This window comes from Alcanivorax sp. S6407 (genome assembly GCF_023016115.1).
Taxonomy (GTDB): Bacteria; Pseudomonadota; Gammaproteobacteria; order Pseudomonadales; family Alcanivoracaceae; genus Alcanivorax.
In genome coordinates this window covers 97,347-114,480 of record NZ_JALKBH010000001.1, presented here as the reverse complement: position 1 = coordinate 114,480, position 17,134 = coordinate 97,347, and the positions used below count along the sequence as shown (strand labels likewise).

At 58.6% G+C, this 17,134-nt stretch carries 15 protein-coding genes and 1 tRNA gene; 3 read left to right on the top strand and 13 right to left on the bottom strand.

All coding sequences use genetic code 11. From position 1 onward, the window contains the following. Positions 1 to 4: 4 nt before the first annotated feature. The 10 genes from MWU49_RS00480 to MWU49_RS00435 form a co-directional block, all read right to left on the bottom strand. A complete protein-coding gene (locus MWU49_RS00480; RefSeq protein WP_246966848.1) occupies positions 5 to 613 on the bottom strand; it encodes a DNA-3-methyladenine glycosylase I in 609 nt (202 codons plus the stop codon). Between the two features lie 17 nt (positions 614 to 630). Next, positions 631 to 1,821, bottom strand: a complete 1,191-nt coding sequence (locus tag MWU49_RS00475) for an NAD(P)/FAD-dependent oxidoreductase (RefSeq protein ID WP_246966847.1) — start codon at positions 1,819 to 1,821, stop codon at positions 631 to 633. A gap of 323 nt (positions 1,822 to 2,144) precedes the next feature. Further along, complete coding sequence (gene cysK / locus MWU49_RS00470; protein ID WP_246966846.1) at positions 2,145 to 3,113, bottom strand: cysteine synthase A; 969 nt, start codon at positions 3,111 to 3,113, stop codon at positions 2,145 to 2,147. Between the two features lie 30 nt (positions 3,114 to 3,143). After that, positions 3,144 to 4,178, bottom strand: a complete 1,035-nt coding sequence (locus MWU49_RS00465; protein WP_246966844.1) for a CNNM domain-containing protein — start codon at positions 4,176 to 4,178, stop codon at positions 3,144 to 3,146. 51 nt (positions 4,179 to 4,229) lie between these two features. Further along, complete coding sequence (locus tag MWU49_RS00460) at positions 4,230 to 4,970, bottom strand: S-methyl-5'-thioinosine phosphorylase (protein ID WP_246966842.1); 741 nt, start codon at positions 4,968 to 4,970, stop codon at positions 4,230 to 4,232. Position 4,971: 1 nt separating this feature from the next. Next, on the bottom strand, positions 4,972 to 5,559 hold the full coding sequence (locus MWU49_RS00455) for a hypoxanthine-guanine phosphoribosyltransferase (protein ID WP_246966840.1): 588 nt from the start codon (positions 5,557 to 5,559) through the stop codon (positions 4,972 to 4,974). Then, positions 5,546 to 6,703 (bottom strand): mechanosensitive ion channel family protein, encoded by a 1,158-nt coding sequence (locus MWU49_RS00450; protein ID WP_246966838.1) that lies wholly within the window; start codon positions 6,701 to 6,703, stop codon positions 5,546 to 5,548. Before MWU49_RS00450 ends, MWU49_RS00455 begins: the two co-directional genes overlap by 14 nt. After that, the gene (gene nagZ / locus MWU49_RS00445; RefSeq protein WP_246966836.1) at positions 6,700 to 7,719 is read right to left on the bottom strand and encodes a beta-N-acetylhexosaminidase; all 1,020 of its coding nucleotides are present in this window, start codon (positions 7,717 to 7,719) and stop codon (positions 6,700 to 6,702) included. The genes MWU49_RS00450 and nagZ overlap by 4 nt, the downstream gene beginning before the upstream one ends. A 19-nt stretch (positions 7,720 to 7,738) precedes the next feature. Beyond that, positions 7,739 to 8,209 (bottom strand): L,D-transpeptidase, encoded by a 471-nt coding sequence (locus MWU49_RS00440; protein WP_246966834.1) that lies wholly within the window; start codon positions 8,207 to 8,209, stop codon positions 7,739 to 7,741. A gap of 106 nt (positions 8,210 to 8,315) precedes the next feature. After that, positions 8,316 to 8,389 (bottom strand) — tRNA-Gly (locus tag MWU49_RS00435). Positions 8,390 to 8,517: 128 nt separating this feature from the next. Here MWU49_RS00435 and MWU49_RS00430 point away from each other — a divergent pair. Further along, on the top strand, positions 8,518 to 9,498 hold the full coding sequence (locus MWU49_RS00430) for an NAD-dependent epimerase/dehydratase family protein (protein WP_246966833.1): 981 nt from the start codon (positions 8,518 to 8,520) through the stop codon (positions 9,496 to 9,498). A gap of 76 nt (positions 9,499 to 9,574) precedes the next feature. Here the strand turns inward: MWU49_RS00430 and MWU49_RS00425 are convergent, their stop codons facing one another. Then, a complete protein-coding gene (locus MWU49_RS00425; protein ID WP_246966832.1) occupies positions 9,575 to 10,549 on the bottom strand; it encodes a class I SAM-dependent methyltransferase in 975 nt (324 codons plus the stop codon). Between the two features lie 208 nt (positions 10,550 to 10,757). On the opposite strand from MWU49_RS00425, the gene MWU49_RS00420 reads away from it, so the two are divergent. After that, positions 10,758 to 12,677 carry a transglycosylase SLT domain-containing protein gene (locus MWU49_RS00420; protein ID WP_246966830.1) on the top strand — a complete coding sequence of 640 codons (1,920 nt, stop codon included), beginning with the start codon at positions 10,758 to 10,760 and terminating at the stop codon, positions 12,675 to 12,677. A gap of 103 nt (positions 12,678 to 12,780) precedes the next feature. Here MWU49_RS00420 and MWU49_RS00415 read toward each other — a convergent pair whose 3' ends face one another. Further along, positions 12,781 to 13,527, bottom strand: coding sequence for a hypothetical protein (locus MWU49_RS00415; RefSeq protein ID WP_246966828.1), 747 nt, complete (start codon positions 13,525 to 13,527; stop codon positions 12,781 to 12,783). Between the two features lies 1 nt (position 13,528). Beyond that, positions 13,529 to 16,462 (bottom strand): DUF748 domain-containing protein, encoded by a 2,934-nt coding sequence (locus tag MWU49_RS00410; RefSeq protein WP_246966826.1) that lies wholly within the window; start codon positions 16,460 to 16,462, stop codon positions 13,529 to 13,531. A 142-nt stretch (positions 16,463 to 16,604) separates the two neighbouring features. Between MWU49_RS00410 and MWU49_RS00405 the strand changes: the two genes are divergently transcribed. Next, positions 16,605 to 17,072 (top strand): hotdog fold domain-containing protein, encoded by a 468-nt coding sequence (locus MWU49_RS00405; RefSeq protein ID WP_246966825.1) that lies wholly within the window; start codon positions 16,605 to 16,607, stop codon positions 17,070 to 17,072. The last annotated feature ends 62 nt before the right edge of the window (positions 17,073 to 17,134 follow it).

The window sequence follows — 17,134 nt, the reverse complement described above, 5'->3', positions numbered from 1 at the left end:
CTCCTCAAGCCGGTCGCACGAACTGCGACCGCGCCTGCTCTACCCTGTTCCGAATAACACACTCATGATGATGATCATTGATCAACCCCATGGCCTGCATAAAGGCATAGCAGGTGGTCGGGCCAACAAAGCTCCAGCCGCGTTTTTTCAATGCCTTTGAGAGTGCTACAGACTCTGGAGAGGTGGTGATGGACTGTGGCGCGGGCAGGCAGGCTGCATCAGGCTCATAGGCCCAGAAGAAAGCCCCCAGCGAGCCCGCCTCTGCCACCATCTCCCGAGCCCGCCGGGCATTATTGATGACCGAGGCAATCTTGCGGCGGTTGCGGACGATGGCTGAGTTCTCCATCAGGACATCAATCTGGCGATCGCCAAATCCCGCCAACACATTGAAGTCGAAGCCGGCAAAGGCATCACGAAAGGCCTCGCGTTTTTCCAGAATGGTGCGCCAGCTCAGTCCCGCCTGAAACCCTTCCAGGCACACCTTCTCGAATAGACGAATATCATCGCCCACTGGGAAGCCCCACTCTTCATCGTGATAGCGCGGATAATCCGGTGCCGCCTGACTCCAGGCACAGCGACACAGTCCATCTTCTGTAATGATGACGTCTTCCATGACCTGCTCCCCGACGGTTACAGCGCCATTCCGGTACACCAGCCGCTGGCCCAGGCCCACTGGAAGTTGAAGCCACCCAGTTGGCCGGTCACATCCAGCACCTCACCGATGAAGTGCAGGCCCGGTACCGATTTCACTTCAAAGTTCTTTGAGGAAATGGCATCGGTATCCACACCACCGAGCGTCACTTCAGCGGTGCGGTAGCCCTCGGTACCGGAAGGCTTGAAGGACCAGCCTTTGAGAATCGCCGCTACCGACGCCAGACGATCGTTACTGAATTGTTGAAGGTTGCCCTGCCAGCCGAACTGCTCAGTGAGCGCCGCCGCCAGGCGCTGGGAAAAATACTGACGCAACCAGCGCTCCAGACTGCGGTTCGGGTGTTGCTGACGCTCGGCAGCCAGTTCGGCTACCGGGTCTGACACCTGGGGCAACCAGTCCACGGTTACCGCCTGCCCCGGCGTCCAGAAGCTGGACACCTGCAGCATGGCCGGGCCGGACAGGCCGCGGTGGGTAATCAGCATGGGCTCGGCAAAACGGGCATTGGCAGTACTGGCCACCACCTCGGCACTAATGCCGGAAAGCTCTGCCAGCCAGGCCTTGTCGTCCGGCTGCAGGGTAAAGGGCACCAGCCCGGCACGGGTGGGCAGCACCGTCAGGCCGAACTGCTCGGCCAGTTGATAGCCGAAACCGGTAGCGCCCATGGTAGGGATGGAAAGCCCGCCACAGGCCACCACCAGTTTCTGGCAGGTGATCGTTCCTGCACTGGTGGCCAGGCCGAAACCGTTGCCGGTTTTGCTGACTCGCTTGATCGAGGTATTCAGGGCAATCTCAGCGCCAGCCCATTCGCACTCGGTGAGCAAGACGCCAAGGATCTCCTTGGAAGAGTCTGCGCAGAACAGCTGCCCCGGCGCCTTTTCTACATGCTCGATGCCATGACGTTCCACCAGCTCGACAAAGTGCCAGGGGGTATAGCGCTTGAGGGCGGACTTACAGAAATGGGGGTTGGCAGAAACGAAATGTTGCGGAGTGGTATTCAGGTTGGTGAAATTACAACGGCCACCGCCGGACATGAGGATCTTCTTGCCCGCCTTGTTGGCGTGGTCCAGCACCAGAACCCGATGCCCCTGATACGCCGCCGTGGCCGCACACATCAGCCCGGCCGCACCCGCGCCGATCACAACAATGTCTGTCTCTGTGGTGGCAGCCATGGCCCCTCCTGATTGGGGAGCAAGGATACCAAAAAAGACCGCTGCAAGCTGGCAACAAAGGACAGAAGCCACGCCGCAGGAGAGCCAACTTGTTGGCCGAATGGAGAGTCAGAAGCGAGGGACGAGTTTCGAGTCGCGAAAACCAACCCTCAGGAATCGTCAGGTTTTGCTTTTCGAAACTCGCTTCTCGTTACTCGAAACTCCGGAATTCGGCCAACAAGTTGGCTCTCCTACAAAAAGCACGCCCCCTACGCAAGGAGGGCCTTACCTACCGGCAAGGCCCTCCCCGCGTGTTGCATGTTGCGTGAAGCGTGCTGCGTTACTTACTGACTCAACTCCTGCTCGCTGAACATGTCCGCGAACAGTGGTGAACTCAGGTAGCGTTCGCCGGAATCCGGCAGTACCACAACGATGGTTTTGCCGGCGAACTCGGTCTGCTGGCTGATACGGTCTGCCACGCACATGGCTGCGCCACAGGAGATGCCGGCAAGGATGCCCTCTTCTTGCATCAGCTTGTGGGCCCAGGCCATGGCCTCTTCATTGCTCACCTGCTCGGCACGATCCACCACGGACAGGTCCAGGTTCTTCGGCACAAAGCCCGCACCGATGCCCTGGATCTTGTGCGGACCATGGGTAGGTTCATCACCACTCAGACCCGCGGTGATCATGGTGGAGGAATCCGGTTCTACCGCCACGGTGGTAATCGCCTTGCCCTTGGCATTCTTGATGTAACGGGACACCCCGGTGATGGTACCGCCGGTACCGACACCGGCTACCAGCACGTCAATTTCGCCATCGGTGGCATCCCAGATTTCCGGGCCGGTGGTTTTCTCATGAATGGCCGGGTTGGCCGGGTTTTCGAACTGCTGCAGCATCAGGTGAGTGGACGGATTTTCTTCCACCAGCTCTGCGGCTTTGGCAATGGCACCGGGCATGCCCTTGGCACCCGGGGTCAGCACCAGCTTGGCGCCCAGCGCCTTGAGGATCTTGCGACGCTCCAGGCTCATGGAGTCAGGCATGGTCAGGACCAGATCATAGCCACGGGCCGCCGCCACATAGGCCAGCGCAATACCGGTGTTGCCACTGGTGGGCTCCACCAGGGTCATGCCGGGCTTGAGCTTGCCGCTCTGCTCCGCATCCCAGATCATCGATGCACCGATACGGCACTTCACGCTGCCCGCCGGGTTACGGGACTCCAGCTTGGCGAGAATGTTGCCCTGGCTGATGCGGTTGATTTTCACCAGCGGCGTGTTGCCAATGGTCTCGCTATTGTCCTTGTAAATCTGTGCCATGATTTGCCTCCTTGTTATCAGCAAACGCGTTCAGGAATCCTGGTCAGGTTCCGCGTGCTTTTTGAGTTTTCGGCTCCAGCGCTGGCGAGCATAGAGTCGTAAATCGGCCACGTTGTCGGTTTCATCCATGATTTCGCGGCCCAGAATGGTTTCCAGAATATCTTCCAGGGTGATCAGGCCCACCCAGGTTCCGTGCTCGTCGTAGACCACCGCCATATGCTGGCGCTGGTTAAGCATGGCGTGGAAAAGGTCTTCGATGCTCAGGCGGGTGCTGATCATGGACACTTCCAGCGCCAGTGCCTTCATGGTCTGCTCTGCAGACACGCCCAGCAAGTCAGACTTGTGGATATAGCCGCTGCATTCCCCCTTGTCATTCATGACCGGAAAACGGGAAAACGGCTGGCCTTTTTCCTGTTCCAGAAAGTCCGCCACGGTCATCTCCGGGCGCACCGTACGACACACCGTGCGTGGCGTCATGATGGCGCCCACCTTGACGTCATGCAGACGCAGGATGTTCTGAATCACCTTGTGCTCATCGTCTTCCAGCGCCTGCTGGTCCTTGCCCATATCCGCCAGAGCGGCAATCTCGCCACGCACATCCACGTCGTGCTCATTGCCGCCAATCCGGCTGGTAATCAGCTTGGACAGCCACACAAAAGGGGCCAGCGACACCATGATCACCTTCAGCACCGGCGGCAGCATGGGAGCCAGAGAACGCCAGTATTTTGCACCGATGGTCTTGGGAATGATCTCGGACAGGATCAGGATAACCAGCGTCATCACAATCGAGGCTGCCGCCAGCCAGGCTTCACCAAACACCACTGCCACCTGCGCACCAACACCGGTGGCCCCCACCGTATGCGCCACGGTATTCAGGGTCAAAATCGCCGACAACGGCTTGTCGATATCATCCTTGTAGGCGCGCAGAGCTTTATACAATGCCGGACGGGTATCACGCAGTCCGGCAATAAAGCTTGGCGTGATGGACAACAAGGCCGCTTCCAGCACAGAACAAAGAAAAGAAAAACCAATGGAAACAGCAGCAAAAATGATCAGCAAGGTCAAGGCAGCAGACTCCGTCTAATGGCCACCGCAAGCGCGGCGGCCCTGTCAGCGTCAGGCAGAATAACGGCGGGCAAAATCCGCCAACAGCTGGCACACACTGGCCATGCCGTCGTGAATCACCGCTTCGATTTCCGCCATGGTGATTTCGTGGGTGGACTTGCCTGCCGCCGGGTTCACCACCAGCGACAACATGGCATAGGGCAGCTCCAGCTCACGGGCCAGCACCGCTTCCGGCATACCGGTCATACCAACAATGTCACAGCCATCCCGTTCAAGACGCTGAATCTCTGCCGCCGTTTCCAGCCGCGGCCCCTGGGTAGCCGCATAGCAACCACCGTCGGTCCAGTTCAGTTCGGTGCCGGCCAGCTGATCCTTGAGAGCGCTGCGCAAGGCGGTATCGAAAGGCCAACTGAAATCCACATGCACCAGCGGCTCGGCGGGGTCATCGAACAGGGTCATCTCGCGACCCCAGGTGTAATCAATGATCTGATCCGGCAGCACCAGTGCGCCAGTAGGCGCATCATCGGTAATGCCGCCCACTGCATTAGCAGCCACAACAGCCGTGGCCCCCGCTTCTTTCAGGGCCACCATATTGGCACGGTAGTTGACCTGATGAGGCAGCATCACGTGGGGATCACCATGACGGGCCAGAAACAGTACCCGTTGACCGTCCAGCTCACCCTCCAGCACCGGCGCGGACGGCTTGCCGAACCGGGTGGTGATGTCGTGGCGCTGGAGGATCTCCAGGTTGTCCATCCGGGTCAGGCCGGTACCGCCAATAAACGCCAGCATGCTATTGGTTATCCTCTTTTACCGCGTCTTCTCTCACGGCATAGATGCCCGGCGCATTACGCCAGAAGCCCTTGTAATCCATGCCCATGCCGAACAGGAAATAATCCGCCGCTTCCAGCGCGGTGAAGTCAGCTTTCAGGCCGGGCTCCGCCTTGCGGTCATGCTGCTTGTCCACCAGCACACAAGTCTTCACCGACGCTGCCCCCTGGGCTTCACAGGCGCGGATAATGGACAGCAGAGTGGTGCCCACATCGAGAATGTCATCCACGATCAGCACATGACGGCCAGCCAGACTGGCGTTGGGCGTCACCAGCCACTCCACGTCGCCACCGGTGGTTTCACCCAGGTAGCGGCTGGCATGCAGGTAATCCATCTCAAGAGGGAAATCCAGCCGTTTGACCAGCTCCGCCGCAAAGATCATGCCGCCATTCATGATGGTCACAAACACCGGCACCTTGCCGCTGTATTGTTCAGTCACCGCGAAGGCCAGCTTGGCGATAGCTTCCTGAACCTGATCGGAAGAATGCAGTTCAATGGCCTCACGGCGGACCTGCATCAATTCCTTTTGCACATCATCAGCGATGGACATGTTGCGGTTCCTCTACGTTGTCATCCTCAAGACCGGTTGAGGGATGATCGTTATTGTTACTGACCAGATGCAGGGTACGGGTGGGGAAGGCAAACTCGGCGCCGTGCTCATCCACAATCTTCATGATCTTCATGAGAACATCCTGCTTGATCTCATGGTAACGCACCCAGTCGGTGGTTTTGGTGAAGGTATAGATAAAGAATTCCAGGTGAGAGGCTCCGTAACTGTCGAAGTTGACGATCAGGGTCTTTCCTTCGGTTTCCAGTTCTTCATGAGCCACCAGCATGGCTTTCACCGCCCCCACAATAGCCGGCATCTTTTGCCAGTCATCGTAGCGAATGCCGATCTTTTCATTGATACGGCGATTGAACATCCGCGACGGGTTCTCCAGCACGATGGAGGTAAACATGGCATTGGGAATATACAGCGGGCGCTGGTCGAAGGTGCGGATGCGAGTCAGGCGCCAACCAATGTTTTCCACTGTGCCCTCAATGGAGCGGTCCGGTGAGCGTACCCAGTCCCCTACCCGGAACGGCTTGTCCAGATACACCATCATGCCGCCAAAAAAGTTCGCCAGCAGATCCTTGGCCGCGAACGCCACCGCCATGCCGCCGATACCACCAAAGGCCAACACACCGGAGATGCTGTAGCCCAGGGTCTGTAGAATGATCAGCAATGCAGTGATAATCACCGAGACCCGCAGCAGCTTGGCAATGGCCGCCGCAGTGGAATGATCCATGGGCTTGCGCATACGTGACGGATCAATCAGGTTCTTTTCCGTGTAGGAGATGAACCTGTTGAGGAACATGGCGATGATCACAATGAAGCCAATACGGCGCGCCTGGGGCACCAGGTCAAAGACCAGGTTCTGCTCTTCACTGACGGCCTGCAGTAGCTCAACGCAAATCGACAGGCCGACCACCCAGAACACCAGGCGCAGCGGAATTCTGGCCGCCTCAAGCAGCGCATCGTCCCACAGGGTATCCGTCTTGGTGATCAGCCTCTCTGCTACATCGATCAACCGCATCATGGTGAAGTTAACGGCAACCGTGCACACCACCAACAAGAACAGCTGGGTCCACCAGATATCCGAAGGGGTTTCCTGTGTTGGCCAGGCCAGCAGCTGGCTCCAGTCCCAATTCATGCGTAATCCTCAATCAAGGTTTTTGCCAGGGTCTCGGCCTCACGCCGACGACCCGCATCCATGGCACAGCGGGGCCGCGCACGCAGACCTCCCGCCGCTACCTGTCCACTGAAACGCTGACCTTCCAGCCAGGCCAGCATCTGTTCTGCCCCATCCCGGTTATTGCATGCCAGTACCATATCGCAACCCGCCGTCAGGGCCGCTTCGGCCCGCTCCGGATAGCCGCCAGCACACTGCGCCCCTGCCATGGACATGTCATCGGAAAAGATCACGCCACGGAAACCCAGCTTCTGGCGAAGCTGATCCTGCAACCAGTAACGGGAAAAACCAGCGGTCTGGTTCTCAACCGCACTGTAGATCACATGAGCCGGCATGATGCCATCCAGCCGCGATGCCAGTGCCACGAAGGGGCGCATGTCCGCCGCTTCGATGTCGGCCAGCGGGCGCGGGTCCACCGGCAGTTCCAGATGAGAATCTGCCACCACATGGCCATGGCCCGGGAAGTGCTTGCCGGTGGCCGCCATGCCGGCGGCATGCATGCCATCAATAAAGCTACCGGCCAGGGCAATCATGGCATCCGCATCACCGTGGAAACTGCGGTCACCAATCACCGTGCTGTTGCCGTAATCCAGATCCAGTACCGGGGCGAAACTGATATCGATATCCAGCTCGGTCAGCTCCGATGCCATCAACTCACCCAGCAGGCGCGACTCACGCACCCCGGCCTCCGGGTCTTCATCATAACGACGCCCCAGTGCCGCCATGGGCGGCAGGCGCACGAACTGTTCGCGAAAGCGCTGCACGCGCCCGCCCTCCTGATCCACCGCGATCAGCAATTCCGGACGCACCGCCCGCACCTGGCGAACCAGCTCAGTGAGCTGCTCGCGGCTTTCATAATTACGGGCAAACAGGATCAGACCTCCGGCGCCGGGATGGCGCAGCAGATCCTTTTCGGAATCCGTGACGGTGAGCCCTTCCAGGTCCAGCATCAGCAGCGGGGAAATTGTGTCAGACATGACTACCCTGAGAAGACAGTTATTCGATGATGGTTACCAGTGTGCCCACCGGCACCTGGTCGAAAAGACGGATGAGATCAGCATTGCGCATGCGGATACAGCCATGGGAAGCCGGGCTGCCCATGGGTTCACTGTCCGGTGTGCCGTGAATATAGATAAAGCGGCGAAAACTATCCACGTTACCGCCCTGGTTACGGCCCGATTCCAGCCCCCCCAGCCACAGGATACGGGTCAGCACCCAGTCTCGCTCAGGGTGCTGTTCGGCAAGCGCGGTAGAATACACCTCACCAGAGAACTTGCGTCCGCTCAGCACGGCACCCTCCGGCAGGCCAGCGCCAAAACGGGCACGCACCACATGGCGCCCCCGGGGAGTCGCTTCCGAGCCCATGGCCTCCCCTGCACCGTTGCGGGCCGAAGAGATAGCGAAGCGCTCCGTCCGGGAACCCCGTAATTCGAGACATTGTTCGGACAATTTGATGATCAATTCCATGGAGGAAGTGTCCGGGGGTTGGGGAAAAGATGCAACGGACTTTGCCACAGTTCTTGCGATAGCCGCAGAACGCACAAGGCCGCCCTGCGGCGGCCTTGTTGGTGTCTGGAGCGGGTGAAGAGAATCGAACTCTCGTATGCAGCTTGGGAAGCTGCCGTTCTACCATTGAACTACACCCGCGTCAGGAAACGGCAATATAGACAAAACCCTGCACCTTGGCCAGCCCCGCAGCCTCCTCATCCGGTTCTTTATTTACCTGCCGGCGCTTCAGGGTACACTGCCGTGACCGATTCAATAAGGAGATCGCCATGCCGGTGGCATTTGTCAGTGGAGCCCGGGGTTTTCTGGGTGGCCATATCGTGGATCAGCTGCTGGACAGGGGCTGGGATGTGACCGCCGTGATCCGCCCGCGCAGTGATGCAACGGCCCTGCAGGCCAAAGATGTCACGGTGGTACAGGCACCACTGGACAACGCCACCGAGCTGGCACTGGTGATGCCTCCGGCCCCGGATGCAGTGTTCCATGTGGCCGGCAATACCAGCATGTGGCGCCGCGGCAACGCCCAGCAATACAAGGACAATGTGCTCGGCACCCGCGCCATGATCAGTGCCGCACAGAAGAATGTGGCCGGGCGCTTTATCCATACCTCCTCCATTTCCGCCTGGGGCATTCAGGATGAGCCGATCAACGAACTCACCCCCTCCAACGCCGCCAACGACTGGATCAGCTATAACCGCACCAAGTACCTGGCCGAGCAGGAAGTGGAGAACGGTATCCGCCAGGGACTGGATGCGGTAATTCTCAATCCCTGCGGCATCATCGGTGCCGGCGATACCCATAACTGGTCCCAGATGATCAAGCTGATCAACGATGGCAAGTTACCGGGGGTACCCCCCGGTGGAGGGAATTTCTGTGCTGTGGAGGAAGTGGCCCGTGCCCATATCAGCGCCTTCGAGAAAGGCGTCTGCGGCGAGCGCTACATACTCGCCGGTATCGAAGCCAGCTTTCTGGAACTGGTGCAAACCATCGCCAGGCAGCTTGGTCGCAAGGTACCGACAAAGACAGTGCCCCCCTTCGTACTGCGTCTTGCCGGGCAGATCTCACCGATCGGCAGCCTGTTTACCGGCAATGAGCCACGCCTGACACCGGAGAAGGTGGCGCTGATTACCCACCGGGTGCATGCCGACAGCAGCAAGGCGGTGGAGAAACTCGGCTTCAACGACCAGATCCCGCTGGCCACCATGATCGAGAATTGCATTACCTGGATGGCCCGGGAGAACCTGTTGTAGCGACGATGGCGTCAGACGTCCGGTAGCGGACTTCTGACGCTATCAACAAGCAACCGTCACCAGCTTCCTTGCGTCGCTACACTACCGCCCGATAGACCCGGAAGCGATTGGTTTCCGCCGCCACCTGCACATGGGAAAAGGCATCGTCCAGCCACTGCGCGTAAGGCAGCTCGCGGTTGGCCACCAGCCACATCTCACCGCCCTCTTTCAGATGCGACGGCGCCTCCTCAATCAGGCGACGGGTAATGTCGGTGGTGCGCAGACGGCGATCATGAAACGGCGGATTGGTGACAACCATGTTTACCCGACCTGACACCGGCGAGAACAGATCACCGCCACAGACCTGACCCTGAAGACCATTACGTTCCAGGCTGGCCTTGCAGGCTGCCACCGCCGTCGCACTCACATCCATGGCTTGTACCTGCCAGCCCTGTCGCGCCAACAGGATACTCAACACTCCGGCGCCGCAACCCACATCGACCACCTTGCCGGGTCTCGGCAGATTGTGCTCGGCCATGGCGTCGAGTAACAACCGGGATCCTTCATCCAGCCGACCATGGCTGAATACTCCCGGGTAACTCACCGCCTCAAGCTCATCAACGCTTATCACCTCACCCCAGGCCTTCAGTTGCTGGGCAGCCCCCGGCTGCAACATGCCCCGATAGAGTTTGCAATGGCGTGCGCTGTCCACCAGTTCACTATGGTCCACATGAGAATCAAAGTGCTTGAGAGCCCCCTTGATACCGCCCTTGGCGGGCCCCACCAGCCAGATTTCCATGGGTTGCACAATCTGTCCTGCCAGCCCGTTAAGCAGAAAACGCAGTCGATCGCCGGACTTCGGTAACGGCAGGATCAGCAGATCCACCGCCTCGGGAATGGAAGGCAGCGGCGCCCACTGCTGCGCGCCAATGGTGAAGTCATCTGCATGAATATGCATCCGGGCATCCACATCCAGGGACGTGAGCGCCCCGTCATTGGCGTCCACCACCAGCACTTCGCGGCCGCTCATGGCATCGCTTTGGCGCAGTAATAATTGCGTAGTATTTTCCATGCTTTCCCGTGCAATAAAGACCGAAGGGTAACTCAATGGTGCGCAAGTATAACGCAGTCAGGGGCTCGTCAGTGCCATCCGTCGGCTGGCTGTCCCATTCCCGTCACATTCCGGAAAGTTTTACATAATCCACACTCGCCCAAACGGCTCCTGCCGGTAGAATCAGAGAGATAATGATTCATTAGTGGTAACTGACATGGAGGCTCAGATGGTTCGCGCCGCAGTACTGATTGCCTGTAGTTTGATGACGGCCCAGAGTGTCGCCGGGAACAGCAATAGCACTTTCCATCAGGCACTGGATGCCGCCCGCAATGATGACTGGGAAACGTTAACCCGGCTGGAAGCCGAGCTGGATGACAATCACCCGCTGGAAGCCTATCTGGAATTCCATCGCGTGCGAGCCGGTCTGCCGGAACTATCCCCCGAAAAAGTACAGGCTTATGCGGAGCGCTACAGTGACTCCCCCCTGCCCGGTGATATTCGTGATATCGCCATTGTTGCCTACGGCCAGGCAAAACGCTGGGATGCCCTGCTTGAAGTGAGCGAAAAGCCACCCGGTGCTGTCGCGCTGCAGTGCTATTTCTATCAGGCAAAACTGGCCAACGGGGATGACTCCGCCCTGCAGGAAGCCGCCCGCCTGTGGGCCCACGGTAGCTCACGGCCCACTGCCTGCGACCCGCTATTCGAGGCAGCCCGTGAGGCCGGTATCATTGACGCCGAAGCTATCTGGGAACGTCAGCGACTTGCCTTTGAAGCCGGCAACTACAGTTTGATGCGTTATCTCAACCGCTCCCTGGAAGGCAGCAAGTTCGAGACCGCAGGCAACTGGCTGAAAAAAGTCTACCGCTCCCCCGAGGAACTGGATGATCTGCCCCGGCAGCTGAGTGAGGAACATCAGGAAGCCCTGCGTGAAGCAGGCCTGTACCGCTGGATCTACACTGACACCATTGCTGCCAGAAAATGGTTTGAAGAACACGAGACGACAATCACCAAGGAAGAAGCCCGGCAGTCTCTTGGTCGCCGTCTTGCCTGGTATTCCACCATCCGCGGTATCGAGGAAAATCGCGAATGGCTGGACAGCTGGCTGGAGAGCCACAGCGATCTGGAACTATTGAGCCAGCGCGCCCGCCGGGCTGTGATTGAACAAAACTGGCAAGCGGCCGCTCACTGGATTGCCAAGCTGCCGGAGCAGGAACAATCCGATTCTCGCTGGCAGTATTGGCAGGCACGCGCACTGGAAGCCACCGGTAAAGAAGACACCGCCAGGGAGCTGCTTCAGCAAGCCGCCCAGGGAAGAAACTTCTTTGCCTTCCTGGCCGCCGACCGCCTTGGCGAACCCTATCGCTTTTCTGACGAGCCCTATTCCGCACCGGCAGCGTTTGAAGCCCCCGCGGCTGTGGCACGGGTGAAACTGCTGCAGGAAATGGAAGAAGACAGTGCTGCACACCGTGAATGGTTGTGGTTGCTCTGGCACAGTGATGAGGATCAACAACGGGCCCTGGCCGACTATGCGCTGAAACAGCAGTGGTACAGTCTGGCGGTAGAGGCGTCGATTCAGTCCAAGTCCTGGAATACCCTGGCGTGGCGCTTTCCGCCCGCATACCGCTCCCAGTTCGAGAAGGAAGGGCTGGAAAATGAACTGGATCCCTGGCTGGCCATGGCCGTCTCACGTCGAGAGAGCGCCTTCAACCCACGCGCCCGGTCCGGGGTGGGAGCCAGTGGCCTGATGCAGCTGATGCCCGCTACCGCCCGCAATGTGGCGCGCGCCGCCGATCAGCAGCGGCCCACCCAGGCCATGCTGTTCGACCAGAACGTGAACATCGGTCTCGGCACCCGTTACCTTGCGGAATTACTGGAACAGTTCAACGGTAACCGCCTGCTGGCACTGGCAGCCTACAATGCCGGACCACACAGGATCGATAACTGGCTGGCAGAAGAAGAGGATAAGGGGGTACCGGCCGACGTGTGGGTGGAGTCGATTCCCTTCCGGGAAACCCGCGACTACGTACAGGCAGTCCTGACCTACCGTGTACTGTTTATCGGCCTGCACGATGACCAGCCCCGTACCGCCCAGCTGATCAATGACAAGGAAAGCGGCAGCCTCTACTCGCTGTCCATGCTGGAGTAAGAAACCAGTACCGAGTTTCGAGTTTCGAGTTTCGAGTTTCGAAGAGCAGAACAGGGTTTACGCTTTTCGCAACTCGTGACTCAAAACTCGCTACTGTTCTACCTTAATCCAGCTGGCGGATGTGATAGTCGAGGCGACCGCGGGCATCGCGGGTGTTCAGTTCCGGTATCTCTGCCAGTTGCCGGCGTAGCCTGACGCTGCGTGTCGGAGTACGACTGAAGGCGATGATCGCGTTGTGGCAATCGCTGCAGGAAAGACGAAAACGACTGGCAAACCCCGCCATCGCCTCTTCTCCGGACAAGGCACTGTCCCGATATTCAGCCCAGTCTCCGAAATTCATCACCAGCACGCCCTCTTCTGACAGGTTCGCCGACAGAAGGCGTTGCCATTCCAGGGCAGCGGGCACGGCTCGGGTCACCTGCTCGTTATTGGGGGCAAACAGGTCTTCGATGATCAGATCGAACGGCGGGCCCTGATACTCCGAAATCCATTGGCAGGCATCGGCAAGATGGGTCTCCACTCCCATGGCAGCCACCCCGAAGACATCCCTGGCCACCTCCAGGTGAGGCGCATCCAGCTCCACGGCAATCAGGGTTTCGGGATTCAGCAGGGTGCGGATGGGTGGAATCAGTGAGCCGCCGCCCAGCCCCAGCACCAGTACCCGCCGGTAACGTTGTGGAGCATGCAGTAGCGCCGGCAACCACAACAAATCCCAGACACTGCCGGTGAGCAGACGCTTGGGGTGAAATTCGGAATGCTGCACTCCGTTGGCGTACAGCTCCAGCTTCTTCCCCTTGCGGTGGACTTCATAGCGCACACCATTGTGGTCTGCGCTCCACACGACAGTCATATTATTTACCCAGCGTCAGGGTCAGGCCCGACACCTCACCATCTACCTTTGATTCGTTCAGGTAAACACGGGACTGGGCCACACCCAGTTGCTGCACCAGCACCGCCTTGGCATTTTCAGATCGCAGACGTGCCAGTTCGACCAGCTGTTCGCCGGAAATTGCAGCCGCTTCCCGAGGCACCATCGAATCCCAGGCCGCCCTTGCCAGCAGACGATCCGCTTCCTCATCGTCTTCCGGCAGCGGATCAGTGATCAGGCTCTCCACATCCTGATCAGTCATTTTTTCATAGCGACGTTTGAGCTTGCGGCGTTGCGAGGAAGATTCCAGCGCCACCTCGATGCCCTCCCAGTCCTCACCGTCCATGTCCATACCGATCAGTTGTTCTGCCAGAGCCGTGCGATCGGCAGCACTGGTGGTACCGATCAGACCGATTTGCAAATCGGGCTTTTCACTGAGTACTTTTGCCAGGGCCGACAGGGAACTGCTGGTACCCTGGCCTACCTCTGCACTGCCCGGATCGAACTGGATCTGCTCCAGGTTTTCGCCACCCGCCAGGCCCGCCAGTACCGAGAACGGCGCGGTTGCTGCCTTGACCACAATATTGGTCAGCACCTTGAGAATCATGCCGGTGACACTGAAACTGGGATCATCCAGATCCCCGGACATGGTCACTGGCAAGCGAATCTCCCCACCGGGTGAGCGCAGTACGGACAGGCCCAACTTGATCGGCACCTTCACCGCTTCGTCGCTTTGGACTTTTTCACCGAGATAAAACTGGTCGGCAAGAATGTCGGACTTACTCTCGAGATGGTTGTCCTCGATACTCACTCCGCTTTGTACACCCAGCTGTCCTTTCTCTACCTGATAACCAAGGTAGAGTCCGGTGTACGGGGTCAGGCTGGTCATTTCGTAGTTTTCCAGAGCCACCGTCATGTCCGAGTACAGCGGCTCGGGAGAAATTACCCCTTTGATGCTGAACGGGGCATAACGGTCGATCTGGGCTTTCAGATCCAGATTGGCCCGGCTCCCGGGGCGGGTATTGAGGTTGGTGATCATGCCGGATAGCTGGTAAAGACCAATACGAAAGTTGGGGCTCGATGTCAGGTCCTCATGGCGCACCTGACTGCCGACCAGTCTTACCCGCTTGATAGCCACCTGCCACGGCTTTTCATCCCCGCTACTGGCTGCGCCACCGGCGGAAGAGGACGAGCTGGTACCCGACTCGATTCGGGTGGCGGTATCACGGCCCTGGGAATCGATTTGATGCAACACATCCAGCCCGGTGAGGCCGATCTCCTCAATCTGTACCTGCTGTGTCGCGGTGGAAAGCGTCAACCCTTTCAAGGCGGTGCTGTTGGCTTTCAACAGGGGGCGGCCCTGTTCGAGTACATTCAGCCCCTCAACCGTGGCACTGGCATTGAGCGTCACATCCGGCGCATCACCAGCAACCTGGGCATCCACGTCCAAACCCAGCTTGCCGGAAGCCACCGACAACGGCATGTCACGTTCCAGCCAGGGAGAGAAGGTCGCCAATGGCAAATCACTCAGGCTGGCCTTGCTGGTGATTGACAGCGGCGCCAACTTGCCTTCACCGGAATGCGTCAGCACTCCTTCGCCTGCAAGTTTACCGCTACCCTGCCACTGGAAAGGCGCATCTTCACCCACGACCAGGTTGGTCAACTTGTAGTCGCCCTCGGTCAACATCACGGTACGCGCGGGCGACAACGTGCGGTCGATAAAACGCAGCGTACTGCCATCCACCGCCAGGGTGTCCAGGGTCACTTTCCAGAACGTTTCCGCTTCGACAATCCGCTCTGCGGCCTCCTGGGCCTTCTCCTTGACCTGCTCCTTGAACTGGTCTGCCCGCTCCTCATCCGGCGGCAGGAACAGGGTTGCCAGATCCACACCAGCGTCTTCCAGAACGGCTGTAATTTCCGGCCTGGTCACATTCACTTCCGGCACCAACACGGTCTGCGCCAGGGTGTCCAAAGCAATACCGGAAACATCAATCCCCGGTAGCAGGATGCTGGGGGTGTCTTCGCCAGGCTTCTGCAATGCCACATTACGCAGTCCCACGCGGCCGCCGGTAATCATTAACTTGGCTTCCGGGGCCTTGGTGAAAGCATATTCTGCTTCCAGATCCAGCTCCCCGGAAGGCACAGTAAACCGCACCTGCTCCTGCCCAAGCTTGGCCAGGGACACCAGATCCACCTTTTCTACCTGCAGGCGACCATTGGCGATGAATGGGCTGAATTCGAAATGCCCGGCCCAGTCAAACACCCCGCCGTCCGGCCCTTCCAGGCGGATGGCATAGTCGTTGGACTCACTATCCTTGGCCACCGTGGAAAAATTATTGATATCAAAGGCAATAGGCAGGATCAGTTCATGGGGCGCCTTGCCTGCCGCTTCGGTGAAACGCAGGTCGCCATTGGTCAGCACCAGTTCACCCACCGCAATGCTGGGCAATGCCGCGTCGCCATCGGCGACAGGCGCCGGCTCTTCTTCCGGCTCCGCTTCGGCCCGGGCTTCGATATGCGCCAGGATGTCATCGAAGTTGAATGCTGAGCCCGGGTTACGTCGGGCACGCAGGGTCAGCCCATCCATGGCAATCTGGTCAAAATACCAGCTCCAGCGGAACAGGGATGACAGCTGAAAATTCACATAAAGGGAATCAAACCCGGCCAGCACCTCGGTCTGCTCATCCTTGATGGCAAAACCATTGATGGTGGCACTCAACGCCAACGGATTGATCTTCACCTCATCAATCACCACCTCGCGACCGGTCAGATCCGCCAGGATCTCTCTGGCATTGCTTTGCACCAGCCCCGGAGCAACCAGAAAGCCCAACAGGGCGTACAGCAGATAAAGGCCCCCAACTATCACCAGCGTTTTCAGTTTCCAGCTGGCCTGCTTCCATGTTTGTAACACCGTCACACCCTGATCCTTCTTGCTGATTCAATCCTGACGCCATGGTAGCACCTGCGCGTCACAGTGGCGCCCCAAACCCATTGCGCCATGCAGACAGCCATGGAAAATGACTGCATTCTCATCGGGAGAGCCACCTGGAGACACACTCATGAGCGACAACTACCTGATCAACCTCTACGAAAAAGCCCTTAAGCTGCCCGCTGGCAGAAAGCTGTTCTCCATGATGTTCAGCCGCAAGGCCCCCTACTTCGCCACTATCACCCCAGTGATCACCGAACTGCGACCGAATTTCTGTGAAGTTAAGTTCAAAAAGCGTAAAGGCGTGGAGAATCACATCCAGACCGTACATGTGATTGCCATCTGCAACGCGCTGGAATGTGCCATGGGTGCCATGGCCGAATCCTCCATTCCCAAACACCTACGGTGGATTCCCAAGGGCATGAATGTGAATTACACCGCCAAAGCCTCCAGCGACATTACCGCGATTGCAGAAGTGAATCCGGAGGACTGGAAGCCCGGGGATTTGCCGGTAACCGTCAAGGCGATGCGTGATGACGGCACTGTGGTGGTCGAAGGCACCATCAACTTGTGGGTCAGTGAGAAACCGAAAAAATAAGGATTCACTCGGGATGTCGGGAGCATTAAGTGCTGAAGGGCTGGTGCTCCCGCAAGCCCTGG